This is a genomic window from Rhodoferax sp. GW822-FHT02A01, assembly GCF_038784515.1.
In the GTDB taxonomy this organism is placed as follows: Bacteria; Pseudomonadota; Gammaproteobacteria; order Burkholderiales; family Burkholderiaceae_C; genus Allorhodoferax.
In genome coordinates this window covers 3,958,757-3,975,540 of sequence record NZ_CP152376.1, presented here as the reverse complement: position 1 = coordinate 3,975,540, position 16,784 = coordinate 3,958,757, and the positions used below count along the sequence as shown (strand labels likewise).

Here is a 16,784-nt window from a genome sequence, read left to right as displayed (position 1 = left end):
TTCAATCAGGCTTGCAGCTTGTTGTAGTTAGCAATGCCATCCGCAATTTCCTGGCGCGCAGACTCAGGGCCTTCCCAACCCAGGATCTTGACCCACTTGCCTTCTTCCAGGTCTTTGTAGTGTTCAAAGAAATGGGCGATTGTCTTCAGACGCAAAGGCTGCAGATCTTCAGGCTTTTCCCAACGGCTGTACAGCGACAGTATCTTGTTGGTGGGAACAGCCAGCACCTTGCCGTCCTGACCGGCCTCATCTTCCATCTTCAGGATACCAATAGCGCGGCAGGTCACCACCACGCCAGGGATCAGGGGTACCGGAGTAATCACCAGCACGTCCACCGGATCACCGTCTCCGGAGATGGTGCGAGGTACGTAGCCGTAATTGGTCGGGTAGTGCATGGCCGTGCTCATGAAACGGTCCACAAAAATCGCTCCGGTAGCCTTGTCGACCTCGTACTTCACGGGATCGGCGTTCATCGGGATTTCGATAACCACATTGAACTCTTCAGGCGCTTTCTTACCGGGGGTGACGTTGTCCAGGGACATGGGTGCTCTCTCTAATGATGAAAATCAAAAACTGTCGGGATTAACCCTGATTTTGGCGTAGCTGTCTTACAGCTCGCTTCCAGAGTTCAGCCAGTTCGGGGCGCTGTTGCGCCTCAATTTCGGCAATTGTTTCAAAAACCGATAGCTGCGCCTTCTCTGCTAGATAGGCGATTTCGCTAGGGCTTGGCTTGTATTCGCCCTTCTTCCACGCGGTGAACGTGGAAGGGGTTACGTGTAACTCTTCGGCCATCTGGTTGTATTTGAGGCCGCTGGTTTTCTTTGCCGCAGTAATTAGCTCAGGTATTAACATTTTTCAGAACTCCTGAATTTTGGTGTACATTTCAGAAAACCTGAATTTCAGGTGATCTGAAAACAAGTGTACCGCATAGGGGCTACTGATGCATCAAAGCAACCCAGGACTGTTGCCGCTGACCGAAAATTGACAGTCTGAAGCCGAGAGTGCCGATCCAAAATTGACAGGGGTGTTCCACTGCTCTGCTGAAACTTTCAGCAGGGATGTAAAAGGTGATCACCATGGACATGATTGGCAAGGTGCGGCGCATGAAGTTGCGCGACCAACTCTCTGACGGAGAGATTTGCAGAAGGACGGGACTGGCCAGAAACACGGTCAAGAAGTGGCTCAAAGCCCCCGGCGATACAACGCCGAAGTACCAACGCAAGCAGGCGGATGGCAAGCTCACGCCGTTTGAGCCGGTGCTGGTGCAAGCGCTGCGTACGGATGCGCATAGGGCCAAGCACGCACGGCGCAGCGGCAAGGCGCTGTTTGCGCAGATTCAGGCTCAGGGATACCGAGGCGGCTACAGCGCAGTTACTGCCTTCATTCGTGCTTGGCGAGAGGAAAGTGTCAAGGATCCCACCAGGGCTTTTGTTCCACTGAGCTTCGAGCTCGGCGAGGCATTCCAGTTCGATTGGAGTGAGGAGGGGCTGCTGGTTGGTGGGGTGTTTTACAAGATGCAGGTGGCCCATCTGAAGCTATGTGCCAGTCGTGCCTTCTGGCTGGTGGCATACCCTGGCCAGGGTCACGAGATGCTGTTCGACGCGCACACCCGATTATTCCATGCGTTGGGTGGTATTGCCAGGCGTGGCATCTACGACAACATGAAGACGGCGGTTGACAAGGTCAAGAAGGGCAAGGGCCGCATCGTCAACGCACGCTTCTCTGCCATGTGCAGTCATTACCTGTTTGATCCGGACTTCTGCAATGTGGCATCAGGCTGGGAGAAGGGCGTGGTGGAGAAGAACGTTCAGGACAGCCGCAGGCGGATCTGGATTGAGGCTGGCACCAGACGCTTTGGGTCATTCGCTGAACTCAACGCCTGGCTCGGAGAACGATGCCACTCCATCTGGGCGGATACGGTGCATCCCATCCACAAGCAATTCACCGTGGCAGAAATGCTGGAGCTCGAGCGCCCCCATCTCATGTCTATGCCAGTGCTCTTTGATGGCTATGTGGAGAAGCCTGCTCGGGTCAGCAGCACCTGCTTGGTCGCGGTGGCACGCAACCGTTACTCCGTGCCATGCGAATGGGCGGGGCACTTGGTGAGCACCCGGCTGTATCCGAACCGGGTGGATGTTGCCTGCGCGGAAACTATCATCGCCAGTCATGCCCGAACACCTGGCAGCGGTCAGACGACATACGACTGGCAGCACTACATCGAATTGGTGCAACGCAAGCCCGGCGCATTGAGAAACGGGGCACCGTTTCTGGATCTTCCTGCGTCATTACAGCGGTTGCGCAAATCGCTGCTGCGACACCCCGGCGGTGACCGCACGATGGCACAGGTGCTGGCCACCGTTCCACAAGCCGGATTAGACGCGGTTCTGGTGGCGGTGGATCTGGTGCTTGAAGGGGCCACACCCAACGGAAGCGTCAGTGCCGAGCACGTACGCAATGTGCTGGCGCGGCTGAATGCACCACCGGTGCCGGAGCATGCACAGACTGCTCTGCAATTGACCCACCTTCCTATAGCCGATACCGCACGCTACGACCGCCTGCGCCCAACTCATAACGATGATCAAGGAGTCTTCCATGCATGATTCAGAACGAAACGTTCAGAGCGAACTCAAGGCCCTGAGGTTGAATGGTATGGCCACTGCCTGGGCCGATCTCATGGAACAAGATGGTGGCTCAGCAATTCAGAGCTCACGCTGGCTGGTCGAGCATTTGCTCCAGGCAGAGGATGTGGACCGGCATATGCGCTCCATTGCCCACCAGATGAAGTCTGCACGCTTCCCGATTCATCGGGACCTCGCGGGCTTCGACTTCGACGTATCGCAAGTCGACAAGGCGCTCATCAAGAAGCTGGCAGACCTGACCTTCACAGAGGACGCGCAGAACGTTGTATTGATTGGTGGACCCGGCACCGGGAAGACTCACCTCGCAACCGCACTGGGAATCTCTGGCTTGACCCACCACTCAAAGCGTGTGCGGTTCTACTCGACAGTGGATCTGGTCAATGCGTTGGAGCATGAAAAAGCCAAGGGCATTCCGGGACGCATAGCCATGAGTTTGATGCGAATGGACTTGGTCATTCTGGATGAGTTAGGGTACTTGCCATTCAGCCAAGCGGGCGGCGCCTTGCTGTTCCATCTGCTGTCCAAGCTCTATGAACACACCAGCGTTCTGATCACCACCAACCTGACGTTTGCGGAATGGTCTGCCGTGTTCGGGGATGCAAAGATGACTACCGCATTGCTTGATAGGCTTACCCATCACTGCCACATCGTCGAGACAGGCAATGAGTCATACCGCTTCCGACACAGCTCTAAAGAAGCCAAGGGCAAGATCAAATCAAGGGAACAGTCCCGCAGATCTGATACCAGTCAGGAGGTGACAAACCTGTAAAGGGCTATAGTTATCCACAGTCAGCAGACTAACTGTGGACTACAAGCCCCCTATCAAAATTGGATTGGCACTCACTGTCAAGATTCAATCGGCGTCAACAGACATTGCGTTCGAGCGCGGCAAGACCCGCCAAGCCGACAGGGTTATCGCAAGATACGCACAATGGTGTGGGGGGTTCAAATCAACTTTTGTCATTTCCATTGGGTACTCAATATGTCTTCATTGATTCGTCCACTTCGCACCACTTCAGCCTTGCTTTTATTCGCCGTCGCCGCTGCCGGTTCGGCATGGTCAGCTGATGGTTTTGTCACCACGCGGGCCAAAGCCACCAAGGTCCACGCTTCCATGAGCGCAGACGAAGTACTTTCGGTGCTGGGTTCGCCGCAAAGAAAATATAATTTTCGCAACATGCCAGGGGCCACATGGGTGTACGGGCTGACGGACCTGGACTCCTATTCAGACAATTACAGTACGGTGGTGGACGTGGATTTTGACGAAACTGGTCACGTCGCCACGGTTACTGAACGCGTTATCCACGCGCACGAAAGCAACGACAAGACCCGCTCCGACGTCATCCCAATCCCATAGCGACCGCACAGCGCAAGGCCCTCATCGAGTCTGGATGGGATTGCGCGCCCAGTCCGGCGGAAGTTGTCCATTTGGGATTTTCGTAGTTCCCCACCGATGAATAGAGCCGTAACGTTGACAGCCTCGTAGGAAGCAGTATCACGTGACACCAGAATACCCCCCCGCGAGACTGCGATCGCCGCAATGCAGTCGCCTGCGTTGGGCTGCAAGCGGTCAGATGCTCCGCTCCATACCGGTCGCTCAAAATATAACTCAACGCCAAAATTGAAGGAGCGCTATTACAAGAATTGCAGCCCCACTCGAACTTACGGTTGAGTCGTTCGATGTTGCCAGTGCCGCTGACTGCTTTGAATCAGTTTTGACATTTATTGTTCCCCCAAATAGGGCAAAGTCTACAAAACTTCATCTTACCGTTGTCACTCATTGCTTTTTAATTCGCCCCAAGAAAACACGCCGTTTTCGGCCTTTGATTGTGAGTTCAATGAAGCAACTTGAGCAATGATGATTACAACAAAGTACAGGCCAGCAAGAAGCTCCGAGATGACAATTGCTTTGCCAAGCTTGGTGGCCGGAGCCAGACTGCCATAGCCCACGGTCAATATAGTCCCGAAGCTGTAATACACGGCTTCGTCCGTGCTGAACGGGACGTTATCCTTTATTCCAATGATCTCAAATGTGTGCAGTACGCTGTAGAAGTATGCATAGCAGAGAGCAAGCTGAAGATAGGCAGCTACTGAAAAGACAACACTGCGCAACGGACTTTGGAAAAATCTCGTAGTGAAATTGATGGATGTGTTGCTGAGGAACAGATCTGCAAAACGCCAAACTATGAGCGTGCCGAACGCGAAGCGAGAGACTGTAAGCGGGCGCGCGGTCAGTCCAATGTCTTCTAGCACCAATGCAAGAGCCAAAACAATGAAACAAATCAGTATGAAGTGACCGGCAGAGATGTGGTTGAATATTTTACGGATTACCGCAAATGGGGAGTATTGTGTCTGCCAGCGAAGCAATCGCGCTTCTTGTCGAAGCCACCACGACGATGTCTCGCCCGCTGCGATTATTTGAGCGAGATGACCTTCGCCGCATTCGATTCGGTACCCGAAGTAGTCAGGGTTCGCGGCGCCAAACTCTTTATGACACGTGCCGCAGTAACCTCGAACTAAAACAGGAAGCTTTCCGCCTTTTTGCATAGTGTGTTTTTTTCTCTTTAGATCAAGGCCTGCTCTTTGAGGGTTTTACCCCAGAAGCTTGGTGAAATCGCACTCGTTACTCGTACGGTGTAGTTTTTCTGTATTTGAAGGCCCAATCTGATTGACCGCTTTCGCAGCATAGCGTACTGAATCAAAAGCTTTGGATAAATTTGAAAGCACCCATGAATGCTACTGCGGTAGCCGCAATTACTTCCACCCAGAAAAAGAACGGCGATTCACCACGGGTAGTGCCTTCATCAAATTTCCAAACAATTTAGAAGAGATGACTTGAACACGCCTAAAGCTGAATCTGACGAACCTGAACACCTAGAATGCATAAGGCCGCATCTCGGAATTCACCGAGATACGGCCTTTCCTATTGAGAGATCCCTTTATTTGCCGTAGGTTAGAACACGGTAAGTGTTTGGAAAGATCGTATTGATGTAATAAGGCGAGACAGCGGTCAATATCTTCTTCGATGCATCGGAAGCGCCACTTGCGGTCTGCGCGTAAAGCCGGCCTGTTGAATGATCCATAGCCATTGTGCGCACCCAAGCTTCCGTTCCGAGATGTTCCACTACCTTGTAGTTATTGGCATCCACTTGTTCAATAACACTCAGATTGGCATGGACACCGTTTGCACTATACAGGCGTTTGGTAGGCGCATCATAGATAAGACTGTCCGTTCCTCCACCGATTTCCACGGAATACACTTTGGCTCCATTGGTGGAATCCAGCACCACAAAAGAAGGCTTTACGGGTTCACGTCCACGGCACGAAACGAACACTCGGTGGTTAACCGCATCGGTTGCGACTCCAGTGGGCTTACCGCAAAATGCAGCGAGATTCCAGGTATTTAGCAACTTCAATCCCTTCGTGTCTAGCACGTACATCTCGTCGCGGTCTTGTCCGACGATATAGTAGGCTCCTGCCCCGTCCGCCTCAGCTCCTTCAGCCTTCTTGGATGGCACCAGAATTTCACCAACGAGTTTTTGGGTCGCCGCATCCATCACAAGCAGATGAGTCCCTTTCTCGTCAGGCTCAGTATTGAACACAAAGCGCTTGGTTGCAGTATCGTAATGGCTAGTGTCGACGCCTTCGGCAATCTTTATAGATGCACCCGCTTCCAAGGTGGACAACTTGAATGGTGTGTAAGTTCCGTCTTCATTGTTGGATATTCCCAGATCAAACTCGGGAGCGATGGCCGCTCCATTTGCGCTATGGGTGGCCGTATCACCTACAACCTTGATGATCTTTTGCGTTGCGGGGTCATACACCTGCAATCCGTCCTTGCGGTGGCCGAGAAACACGTGCTTGTTGACTGCATCAAAAGACACATAGTCCCAAGCGGCATTGGAACTTGGAAAGGTGACACTGGATATCAGATGCAGGCCGTCGTAGGCCATTGCGGTGGCGGCACTGAGTGCAGTAGCCAGGACCAATGTAAGTTTTTTCATGAAACGAGTCTCCAATTCAATTTAATAGATTTATCACATTCGCTAGTCAATCAGACAAGTCACGTCTGTTGCGATCCAGGGTGCTGAATTCGCCGGTTCCAGATGCTTCCACAATGAAAGGGCACTTGGTCCGGATGCTTCACGGAGTTTCTTCTGTGGAATTCACCGCGACTAAGTCAAAGTAAGTGGCAACTACCAACTTTCTGTCGTCTCCTAGAGTTGAGTGGAGCGCAGTGTGCGACTCTGATATTTCTGTGCCTAGTGTGGTTTTCCACATGTGTATGCTGCAATGCAGCATGGACTACTCGTTCTATCGGTAGTGATTGCCTACGCAGGTATGCGGTTGCGGACTCTTTGCAAAATGAATTGGTGCTTCGGTCTCGCGTGTGCTCCCACGAATAAACCGAAGTCGCGCGGGGACTAATTTCATGATCTTGCAAGGGCGCCTTGATTGATTGAACGCAGCGCATACAGACGTCGTCAAAACAGCCCAATATTGAGGCAATTCCTAGGGGGACTGACGGTTTAGCTTACGATTGGTGACCTGATCCAGATAGGTGTAGATAACAAGCGTGGTTAACAACGTCAATACCTGTGAAATCAACAAGCCGCCTACTAGCGCAATACCGACCGGAGCTCTGAGTTCAGCACCTGCGCCACTTCCTATTGCCAGTGGGAGTGAACCTAAGATATGGTTGGTCATGTGGGTATCGTACTGAACACGGTTACTCAAAGTCAGCTATCGCGGCATTGTCGCCGACTCTAGGGGACTGATGAATGCCATTAATTTGACGGGCACGAGAGGTTTATCAGTCGCTCTTCGCGGAACGTAGCGACTATCAGTTCCGCAGAGTCCTTGCCAGCTTCCCATCTTGCGCCTTCAGCAAAGACTTCATCAGGATTGCCAAGCTGGAAATACACCTCTGCACGACCATCGCCGAGCTTGAGTCGCGAGCATCGCGCCGAGGGGTATGCCCACTTCCCGCAGTCGCCTAACTTGAAGCATAAGCGTGTTGTGCAGGCGCTGGTAACTGAGCCACCCCACTTCCCATCTACGGCGTCACAGAGTTTTTGCGGCCCAACAATGAGGACAGACGTTACCGCAAGCATGGGCAGTGCGGTGGATGTGCCGACAGCGATAAGGATGTTTCTTCGGTGCATAAAAAGGTCGAGATTTACCCTTCACAAGCCAAAATTTGAACGTAACTGAGAATGTCCGCTATCGCGGCTTTACGGAAGTAGGCTAACACTGTATTTTTGCCCACAGGGAAAAAGTCTTTGTCCCACCTACGCGAATGATTTTCGGCTCAAACTGGTTTGATTTTCACCTGTACCTAACGGGCGTTATGGAAGTCATCATCCGCGACTATGGCGAAGTTTGGATGTTCAGTTATTGCCGAACTGCAATGAAAAACGGCCCGCTGAGGGCCGCTAGTTTGTGAAAAATCAACTTTAATTGGGATAAACCCTGATTTTACTGACTCAGCCCTTGCAGCCTTAAAGACTGTCTTTTTTTGGCGTTACATTCTGCGAGTTGGCCAATCTTCTCCTCGGCACATGGTGACCGGGAGCAATGAGGAAGCAACGCAGCGGAGTGACGCTAGCGTTGCTCCTATTTTGCGAATCAACAAGGAGATTTCATATGACTGGCAACTCGGCGCTGACTCTGGCGCTCGTTTGTGGCTTTATCGCCGTGGTTTACGGCGTTTGGGCACGCAGTTGGATACTTTCTCAGGACGCTGGCAATGCGCGCATGCAAGAAATTGCTGCCGCCATCCAGACCGGCGCAGCAGCCTACCTCTCACGCCAATACCGGACCATTGCTATGGTCGGCGTGGTGCTGGCCATTCTGATCGCCGTATTTCTGGATCCCATGAGTGCAGTGGGCTTTGTGCTGGGCGCCGTCCTCTCCGGCGCCTGCGGCTTCATTGGTATGAACGTGTCGGTGCGTGCCAACGTGCGTACCGCACAGGCCGCGACCAAGGGTATTGGACCGGCACTGGACGTCGCCTTCCGCGGCGGTGCCATTACCGGCATGCTGGTGGTCGGACTGGGTCTGCTGGGCGTGACCGGGTTCTACTGGTTTTTGGTGCCCGATGGTGCCGTCACTGCAGCCAGGCTGAACCCGCTGGTGGGCTTCGCCTTTGGCTCCTCGCTGATTTCCATCTTCGCCCGTCTGGGTGGTGGCATCTTTACCAAAGGTGCTGACGTCGGCGCCGATCTGGTGGGCAAGGTCGAGGCCGGCATTCCCGAAGACGACCCGCGCAACCCTGCGGTGATTGCCGACAACGTGGGCGACAACGTGGGCGACTGCGCCGGTATGGCAGCCGACTTGTTTGAAACCTATGCCGTGACACTGATTGCCACCATGGTGCTGGGCGCCTTGCTGCTGGGCGCAGGCGGCCCCAACGCTGTGCTCTACCCCTTGGGCCTGGGCGCGGTATCCATCGTGGCATCCATCATCGGCTGTTTCTTCGTCAAGGCTTCGCCCGGCATGAAGAACGTGATGCCAGCGTTGTACAAGGGCCTGACCGTGGCGGGCGTGCTGTCTCTGATCGCGTTTTACTTTGTGACGCAAAGCCTGTTTCCGGCAGCATTGACACTGGCGGATGGCCGCATCATCACATCCAGCGCCCTGTTCGGCGCCTGCGCCGTCGGCCTGATACTGACGGGTGCCCTGGTCTGGATTACCGAGTACTACACCGGCACCCAATACGCGCCGGTGCGTCACATCGCCCAGGCATCCACCACCGGACACGGCACCAACATCATTGCCGGCCTGGGTGTTTCCATGCGCTCCACCGCCTGGCCCGTGCTGTTTGTCTGTGTGGCCATTTACACCGCATACGCACTGGCCGGCCTGTACGGCATCGCCATTGCAGCCACTTCCATGCTCAGCATGGCCGGCATCGTGGTGGCGCTGGACGCGTACGGCCCCATCACCGACAACGCCGGTGGTATCGCCGAAATGTCCGAGCTGCCAGCCAGCGTGCGTGACATCACCGATCCGCTGGACGCCGTGGGCAACACCACCAAGGCTGTGACCAAGGGCTACGCCATTGGCTCGGCTGGCCTGGCCGCGCTGGTTCTGTTTGCCGACTACACCCACAAGCTCGAAGGCTACGGCCAACACATCACCTTTGACCTGAGCAACCCCATGGTGATCATCGGCCTCTTCATCGGCGGCTTGATTCCCTACCTGTTTGGCGCCATGGCCATGGAAGCCGTGGGCCGGGCAGCGGGTTCGGTGGTGGTGGAAGTGCGCCGTCAGTTCCGCGACATCAAGGGCATCATGGATGGCTCCGGCAAGCCGGAATACGACACTGCCGTAGACATGCTGACGAGCGCTGCCATCAAGGAAATGATGATTCCCAGCCTGTTGCCAGTCGTGGCTCCCATTTTGGTGGGTCTGGTCCTGGGACCGGCCGCGCTGGGCGGCCTGCTGATGGGCACCATCGTGACTGGCTTGTTTGTGGCCATCTCCATGTGCACGGGCGGCGGTGCCTGGGACAATGCCAAGAAGTACATCGAAGATGGCAATTTTGGCGGCAAGGGCTCCGAAACCCACAAGGCGGCGGTCACCGGTGATACCGTGGGCGACCCCTACAAGGACACCGCCGGCCCGGCCGTGAACCCGCTGATCAAAATCATCAACATCGTGGCCTTGCTGATCGTGCCGCTGATGATGAAAATCCACGCCGGTTAACCTAATCTCTTGATCCAGGACAAGGCCCGCCTTTTGGCGGGCCTTCTAATTTGGGGTAACCCAAGGTCTTCACTTACCAGCAGTAGGGAAATACTCTACGATGGGGGCCTGGATAAGCCGTACAAAATTAAAAGAGCATCGAGTGAAAATTCTTGTCGTTGATGACCATGCGTTGGTGCGCGAAGGGTTGCGTCAGGTTTTAAAGGGCCTGGAAGACCACTTGGACGTGTTGCAGGCCGGGACCTGCGAGCAGGCCTTTTCCGTTGCACAAGCCCACGGTGATCTGGATCTGGTGCTGTTGGACTATCACCTGCCGGACATGAACGGCCTGGAGGCACTGTCGGTCTTTGGCGACCGGCACCCCGAACTTCCCGTTGTACTGCTTTCGGGCTCGGCCAATGTACAGATCATGCGCCAGGTACTGCAGGCCGGTGCCGCCGGTTTTGTCACCAAGGCCTGTGTCAGCGACGAATTGTTGCGCGCGGTGCGCAGCGTACTCAATGGCGACATCTATCTGCCGCAGGAACTCCACACGCCCAATCCTTCTGACACGCACACCTCCCCGTCAAAGCAGATGCTGACCCAACGCCAGGAGCTGGTGCTGAGTTGCCTGCTCGATGGACTGTCGAACCGTGAAATTGCAGATCAACTGCACGTGTCTGAAGAAACCATCAAAACCCATGTGGCCGCCATACTGCGGCACTTCGACGTGCAGAATCGCACACAGGCGGTGGTTGCGGCAACCCGTATCGGCTACCGCCCCCTCAGCACCCAATAGCCCCTTTTGGCAAACTATCCATTCTTCAGCCGCTCGCTCCGCGGGTGCCGAGAGGATGGACAATAGGACCATGGCAGAACAACCAAGCAAGCGCATCATCCCCGTCACGGACCAACGGTCCGGATCACTGGGCGTCCCCGCTACAGCCCTGAATGCCCAGGCCCTGCTACCGGCCAGCGGACTTCTGCAGGATGCAAGGGGGCGTGTCCTGCGCGACCTGCGCATCAGCGTCACGGACCGATGCAACTTCCGCTGCAGTTACTGCATGCCCAAGGATGTCTTCACCAAGGACTACCCTTACCTGCCCCACAGCTCCCTGCTGACCTTTGAAGAAATCACCCGGATCGCACGGCAGTTTGTGGCCCATGGGGTGACCAAGATACGGCTCACCGGTGGCGAACCCCTGCTGCGCAAGAACCTCGAAATCCTGATCGAGCAGCTGTCCGCACTGCGCACTCCGGACGGAAACGCGCTGGACCTGACGCTGACAACCAACGGCTCCCTGCTGACACGCAAGGCAGAAGCACTGCGCGCGGCCGGCCTCAAGCGCCTGACGGTCAGTCTGGATGGTCTGGACGATGCCGTGTTCCGCGCCATGAACGATGTGGACTTTCCGGTCCGAGATGTGCTCGACGGCATCGAGGCGGCACAAACGGCGGGTCTTGGCCCGATCAAAGTGAACATGGTGGTCAAGCGTGGCACCAATGACCAGCAAATCCTGCCCATGGCGCGGCACTTCAAGGGCAGCGGCATCGTATTGCGCTTCATCGAGTACATGGACGTGGGCGCCACCAATGGCTGGCGCATGGACGATGTGCTTCCCTCCGCCGACGTGATTCGTCTCTTGCAGCAGGAGCTGCCGCTCATACCGCTGGAGGCCTCGCAGCCGGGCGAAACCGCCCAGCGCTGGGGCTATGCCGATGCCAGCGGCCAACATGACAAGGCCGCCGGCGAAATCGGTGTGATCAGCAGCGTCACGCAAGCCTTCTGCTCCGACTGCAACCGCGCCCGCATGTCTACCGAAGGCCAGCTCTATCTGTGCCTGTTCGCGAGCCAAGGCTACAACCTGCGCGACCTGGTGCGCGGCGACCACTCCGACGAAGAAATTGCATCTGCCATCGCCCATATCTGGCAGGGCCGCAAGGACCGCTATTCCGAGCTGCGCAGCGCCGAAGGGCCTGCGCCCGCCGGAAGTGGCAAGCGCAGGGTCGAAATGAGCTACATAGGCGGCTAGGCCATGCAGCCAACTGCGCTGGACACTCGCTCCGTGTGCGCCGTGGTGCTGGCTGGTGGTCGGGCAACCCGCATGGGCGGGCTGGACAAGGGTTTGCAGCCGTTTCAGGGGCAGCCGCTGGCTGCGCTCGCCCTGGATCGCCTGTGCCGCCAAAGCGCAGGAACACCTGGTCTGCTTGCCATCAATGCCAATCGCAACCTTTCCGAGTACCAGGCTTTGGGTGTGCCCGTCTGGACCGACACCGTACCCGACTTTGCCGGACCGCTGGCTGGATTTCTGGCCGCCATGCGCCAGTGCGAGAGCCAGTTCCCCTATCTGCTGACCGTACCTTGTGATTCACCCCGGTTTCCGTTGGATCTGCTACAGCGCCTGGGCGAAGCGCTTTTGCAGCAGCAAGTGCCCATCGCCATGGCCATGGCGCCCGATGCACAGGAGGCCGACGGCATCTTGCACGCCCAGCCGGTCTTTTGTCTGCTGCGCACCGCACTGGCTGACAAGCTGCAAGCATTTCTGGAAAGCGGAGGCCGCAAAATCGGCGCCTGGACCGCGAGCCAGGGACAGGCAAAAGTGCCTTTCAACGCTCCCGGCGACGACCCTCGGGCTTTTGCCAACGCCAATACCCTGGACGATCTACACCAATTGGAGACTCGATGAAGACCCTGGAACAAGTCGCTGCCAGCCTGCAGGGCTACGACCCGCAAGCCTTGCGTGCCGACAAGGCCGTGCAGTTCCTGCAGACGCTGGTCACACCCGTGGCGCAGACCGAGCTTGTGGCTCTCATGTCCGCCCTGGGCCGCGTGCTGGCCGCTGACGTCATCTCGCCCATCGATGTACCCGCCCATGACAACTCTGCCATGGATGGCTTTGCCCTGCGCGGCGCGTTGCTGCAACCCGGCCAGCCGCTCAAACTGCAGATTGCTGGCACCGCTTTGGCAGGCAAGGCCTGGACCGGAGAGCTGACAGCGCATCAATGCCTGAAGATCATGACCGGCGCGGTCATGCCCGCGGGTCTGGACACGGTCGTGCCGCAGGAGCTGGTGCAGGTGGATGGCGATCACATCACCATTCCTGCCAACGCATTGCAGCCAGGCGACAACCGCCGCTTCAAAGGAGAAGACCTGTGCAAGGGCAAGCCCGCACTGTTGGCGGGCAGCACCATTGGCCCCGCGGCACTGGGCCTGCTGGCCAGCTTGGGGCTTCCCACCGTCGAGGTGCGCCGCAAGCTGCGCGTGGCCTTCTTCTCCACCGGGGATGAAGTTCTCAGCCTGGGTGATGTGCCGCGTGCAGGAGCGGTGTATGACAGCAACCGCTATACCCTGTTCGGTCTGCTCACGCGCATGGGCGTCGAGGTTTTGGACATGGGTGTGGTGCGGGACGACCCCGCCGCATTGGAAGCAGCCTTCGCTCAAGCAGCTGCGCAGGCAGACGCCATCATCACCAGTGGGGGAGTGAGCGTTGGCGAGGCCGACCACACCAAAGCCGTGATGCGCAAGATGGCCGGCGGCGAAGGCGGTGTTGCCTTCTGGAAAATTGCCATGCGCCCTGGTCGCCCGATGGCGGTGGGGCGCATCGGCCCGGCCATCCTGTTTGGCCTGCCCGGCAACCCGGTGGCCGTGATGGTGACCTTCTTGGCCTTTGTTCGCCCTGCGCTGCTGCAGATGATGGGTGCACAGGTCGAAGCCCCCCTTCCGCTGAAGGCACGCAGCGCAGAGGCGATTCGCAAAAAGCCCGGACGCACCGAATACCAGCGCGCCATAGTCCAGACCGCTCCGGACGGCAGCCTGCAAGTGAAGACCACGGGCCAGCAAGGCTCAGGTGTCTTGAGCTCTATGGTAGTGGCCAACGGCCTGCTGGTCCTGCACCACGACCAGGGCAATGTGGCCGTGGGCGAAGAGGTGGATGTCCTGATGTTTGACGGGCTGATCTAGGACATCGGGGACGTGGCCTAGCGCTGTGCCAGCGCTTTTTCCACGCCTTTGTTGGCCAAGGCGTCGGCCCGCTCGTTGCCGGGGTCTCCGGCATGCCCCTTGACCCAGCGCCAGTCAATCGTGTGACCGCTGGTGGACACCAGCGCGTCCAGACGCTGCCAGAGGTCCACATTTTTCACCGGCTGCTTGGCGGCGGTCTTCCAGCCTTTGGCTTTCCAGCCGGCAAGCCATTCGGTAATGCCCTTGAGCACATACTGGCTGTCCAGATGCAAGACCACTGCGCAGGGCCGCTTGAGGGCGGCCAGCGCCTCAATCACGGCGGTCATTTCCATGCGGTTGTTGGTGGTACCCAACTCACCGCCAAACAACTCCTTTTCGGAACCATCGGGCGAACGCAACAACACGCCCCAGCCGCCAGGGCCGGGGTTACCCTTGCAGGCCCCGTCGGTATAAATCACAACATCAGTCAATCCAGTTTCTCCACTTTGGAATAGTCGCTCAGGCTGCGGGCAGCCGATACAGGTTTGGCAGCGCGTGCCGGTTGTGCTTTCCAAGCCGGGCCCAGCAAACGCATGCCACGCACGCGTTTGACGGCAACCAGAAAATACGCGGCCCCGAGTATGGGCCACCAGCGAGCGCCAGCGCGGTCCATCCACTCAAAACGATTCAGCCATTTCTCGCTGCGAAAGGCTGGCCGGTAACAACCGAACTCACCCTGCTCCACTTCAAAACTCAGCAGCCGCAGCCAGTCACGCAGGCGCCAATAGCCAATGAACTCTCCGTCCTTCGGCAAAAACAGGCTGCCGCCACCCAGCCTTCTGCAGATGTGACCACGCGTCTGCTTGAAGCCCCACAGGCTGAAGGGATTCATGCCGAAGATCACCACACGTCCCTCGGGCACCAGCACGCGCTCCACTTCACGCAGTGTGGCGTGTGGCTCTGCGCTGAATTCCAGCGTATGGGGCAATACCACCAGGTCCAGGCTGCTGGACGGAAAGGGCAAAGCCGAAAAATCCGTGCGCAATGCCACCGGGCGTGTTGCCCCCTCGTGCAATCGGCTCAAAGAGTCGAGTGCAAGCCACTGATGCGGCATGCGGTTAGTATGCAGTCCATCGAGTTGCGGCAGGCCAAGCTGCAATGCGTGGTAGCCAAAAATGTCGGCGACAGCAGCGTTCACCTGTGCCCTTTCCCACGCCAGCAGGTACTGCCCAGCTGGAGTCTGCAACCAGTCAACCAAACTTATAATCTGTTCCATACTGTATAAGCATTCAGCACGTTTTGCGCTGATTTACCATTCCATGCGGGCTGCAGTGCATTTTTCTGCTTTCATTGGGTTGCACTCGACACCTTTAAGCATCACTCCAGTGTGACAAAACGGTGTGACAATAATTCCTGTCACACCGCAGGAGTTCACATGCCCACCATCCGACGTAGAGGTAAACGTTACCAGGCACAGGTACGCATCAAAAGGGATGGGGCCATTGTGTACGAAAACTCGGCTACCTTTGACACCGAGCGTCAAGCCAGGATGTGGGGAGACAAGCTGGAGGATGATTTCCAGAAGGGGAAGATCAAGCCGGACGAGCCAGTGCTCACGGTATCACAGGCTATTGAGCACCACCGGGAATCGATGCTCAAGGATGGGCGCGACATTCGGGGGGTTACCCATACCCTCGACTGCCTAAAAGACCATGGGCTGGGCGAGAAGGACCTTCTCAAGATACAGGCTGGTGATATCGTGGAGTGGGCCAAGGAGTATGCGATTGGAGGAAAGTCAGGAAGAAGCCCCGCCACAGTGCGCCATGCTCTAATGAATCTGCGGACGGTCTACTCTACCGCACGGGTAGAACTCAAGGTCAAGGTTGACGTACAGGAGGTCGCGGATGCCGTGGAACACCTCACTAAGCGCGGTCTGTGCGCAAACTCCATGCAACGAGACCGGCGCGTGACCGATGACGAAGTGGACGCCATCTGCAAATGGCATGAAGGGCTGGGCGGGACAATGATTCCGCTGCGGCTGATCATGAACCTGTTGATCGCCCTACCCCGCCGCCGAGGTGAAGTCATCAGCGGGATGCTCTGGGAGAACTACGACCGCGAGACGGTCAAGCTGCTGGACACCAAAGACCCTACCCAAATCAGGAATGAGATTGTTCCCATTCCCCCAGAGGCCAGAGCCATCATCTCCAAGCTGCCAAGGGCCAAGGCCGGTTACATACTGCCCTACACCCCAAATTCTGTCAGTTCGGCAATGGCCAGGGCTGCCGACATGCTGGGGATTGAGGACTTGCATTTGCACGACTTGCGCCACGAGGGCATCAGCCGTTTGTTTGAGAAGGGCTTGGACATTCCCCAGGTCGCCATGATTTCGGGGCACAAGTCGTGGGCAACACTCAAGCGATACACCCACCTCAAGCCCACGGACGTGGTTAAGCGGATGGTCGAGCTGGCGTAGGCAATTGGAGCATGATTACTGTATGCTTACACAGTGTTTT

At 56.7% G+C, this 16,784-nt stretch carries 16 protein-coding genes; 9 read left to right on the top strand and 7 right to left on the bottom strand.

What is annotated here, in order from left to right; genetic code table 11:
• Positions 1-5 precede the first annotated feature (5 nt).
• Together ppa and AAGF34_RS18910 are read right to left on the bottom strand one after the other, a co-directional pair.
• The gene (gene ppa / locus AAGF34_RS18915; protein ID WP_342617261.1) at positions 6-542 is read right to left on the bottom strand and encodes an inorganic diphosphatase; all 537 of its coding nucleotides are present in this window, start codon (positions 540-542) and stop codon (positions 6-8) included.
• Positions 543-582: 40 nt separating this feature from the next.
• Positions 583-852, bottom strand: a complete 270-nt coding sequence (locus AAGF34_RS18910; protein ID WP_342617260.1) for a helix-turn-helix transcriptional regulator — start codon at positions 850-852, stop codon at positions 583-585.
• A gap of 224 nt (positions 853-1,076) precedes the next feature.
• On the opposite strand from AAGF34_RS18910, the gene istA reads away from it, so the two are divergent.
• The 3 genes from istA to bamE all read left to right on the top strand — a co-directional run bounded on the left by istA (position 1,077) and on the right by bamE (position 3,996).
• Entirely contained in the window at positions 1,077-2,600 is a 1,524-nt protein-coding gene (gene istA / locus AAGF34_RS18905) for an IS21 family transposase (RefSeq protein WP_342617259.1), read from the top strand.
• The gene (istB, locus tag AAGF34_RS18900) at positions 2,593-3,408 is read left to right on the top strand and encodes an IS21-like element helper ATPase IstB (RefSeq protein WP_342617258.1); all 816 of its coding nucleotides are present in this window, start codon (positions 2,593-2,595) and stop codon (positions 3,406-3,408) included. The genes istA and istB overlap by 8 nt, the downstream gene beginning before the upstream one ends.
• Before the next feature lie 213 nt (positions 3,409-3,621).
• Positions 3,622-3,996 carry an outer membrane protein assembly factor BamE gene (gene bamE, locus AAGF34_RS18895; RefSeq protein WP_342617257.1) on the top strand — a complete coding sequence of 125 codons (375 nt, stop codon included), beginning with the start codon at positions 3,622-3,624 and terminating at the stop codon, positions 3,994-3,996.
• A gap of 416 nt (positions 3,997-4,412) precedes the next feature.
• On the opposite strand, the gene AAGF34_RS18890 is transcribed toward bamE, so the two are convergent.
• The 3 genes from AAGF34_RS18890 to AAGF34_RS18880 form a co-directional block, all read right to left on the bottom strand.
• Positions 4,413-5,186, bottom strand: a complete 774-nt coding sequence (locus AAGF34_RS18890) for a potassium channel family protein (RefSeq protein WP_342617256.1) — start codon at positions 5,184-5,186, stop codon at positions 4,413-4,415.
• A gap of 392 nt (positions 5,187-5,578) precedes the next feature.
• Positions 5,579-6,643: a hypothetical protein gene (locus AAGF34_RS18885; RefSeq protein ID WP_342617255.1), complete on the bottom strand. Its 1,065-nt coding sequence runs from the start codon at positions 6,641-6,643 to the stop codon at positions 5,579-5,581.
• Between the two features lie 508 nt (positions 6,644-7,151).
• Complete coding sequence (locus AAGF34_RS18880) at positions 7,152-7,346, bottom strand: efflux RND transporter permease subunit (protein ID WP_342617254.1); 195 nt, start codon at positions 7,344-7,346, stop codon at positions 7,152-7,154.
• Between the two features lie 939 nt (positions 7,347-8,285).
• Between AAGF34_RS18880 and AAGF34_RS18875 the strand changes: the two genes are divergently transcribed.
• From AAGF34_RS18875 to glp, 5 genes are all read left to right on the top strand, one after another.
• Entirely contained in the window at positions 8,286-10,349 is a 2,064-nt protein-coding gene (locus AAGF34_RS18875; protein WP_342617253.1) for a sodium-translocating pyrophosphatase, read from the top strand.
• Between the two features lie 142 nt (positions 10,350-10,491).
• Complete coding sequence (locus AAGF34_RS18870) at positions 10,492-11,127, top strand: response regulator transcription factor (protein WP_342617252.1); 636 nt, start codon at positions 10,492-10,494, stop codon at positions 11,125-11,127.
• Between the two features lie 70 nt (positions 11,128-11,197).
• Entirely contained in the window at positions 11,198-12,361 is a 1,164-nt protein-coding gene (gene moaA, locus AAGF34_RS18865) for a GTP 3',8-cyclase MoaA (protein WP_342617251.1), read from the top strand.
• A 3-nt stretch (positions 12,362-12,364) separates the two neighbouring features.
• Positions 12,365-13,015 carry a molybdenum cofactor guanylyltransferase MobA gene (mobA, locus tag AAGF34_RS18860; protein ID WP_342617250.1) on the top strand — a complete coding sequence of 217 codons (651 nt, stop codon included), beginning with the start codon at positions 12,365-12,367 and terminating at the stop codon, positions 13,013-13,015.
• On the top strand, positions 13,012-14,289 hold the full coding sequence (gene glp, locus AAGF34_RS18855) for a gephyrin-like molybdotransferase Glp (RefSeq protein WP_342617249.1): 1,278 nt from the start codon (positions 13,012-13,014) through the stop codon (positions 14,287-14,289). Before mobA ends, glp begins: the two co-directional genes overlap by 4 nt.
• Positions 14,290-14,306: 17 nt before the next feature.
• Here the strand turns inward: glp and rnhA are convergent, their stop codons facing one another.
• Both rnhA and AAGF34_RS18845 read right to left on the bottom strand, forming a co-directional pair.
• Positions 14,307-14,759, bottom strand: a complete 453-nt coding sequence (rnhA, locus tag AAGF34_RS18850; RefSeq protein WP_342617248.1) for a ribonuclease HI — start codon at positions 14,757-14,759, stop codon at positions 14,307-14,309.
• Entirely contained in the window at positions 14,756-15,526 is a 771-nt protein-coding gene (locus AAGF34_RS18845; protein ID WP_342621135.1) for a methyltransferase domain-containing protein, read from the bottom strand. Before AAGF34_RS18845 ends, rnhA begins: the two co-directional genes overlap by 4 nt.
• Positions 15,527-15,703: 177 nt before the next feature.
• Here AAGF34_RS18845 and AAGF34_RS18840 point away from each other — a divergent pair, with 177 nt between their 5' ends.
• Entirely contained in the window at positions 15,704-16,744 is a 1,041-nt protein-coding gene (locus AAGF34_RS18840) for a site-specific integrase (protein WP_342617247.1), read from the top strand.
• The last annotated feature ends 40 nt before the right edge of the window (positions 16,745-16,784 follow it).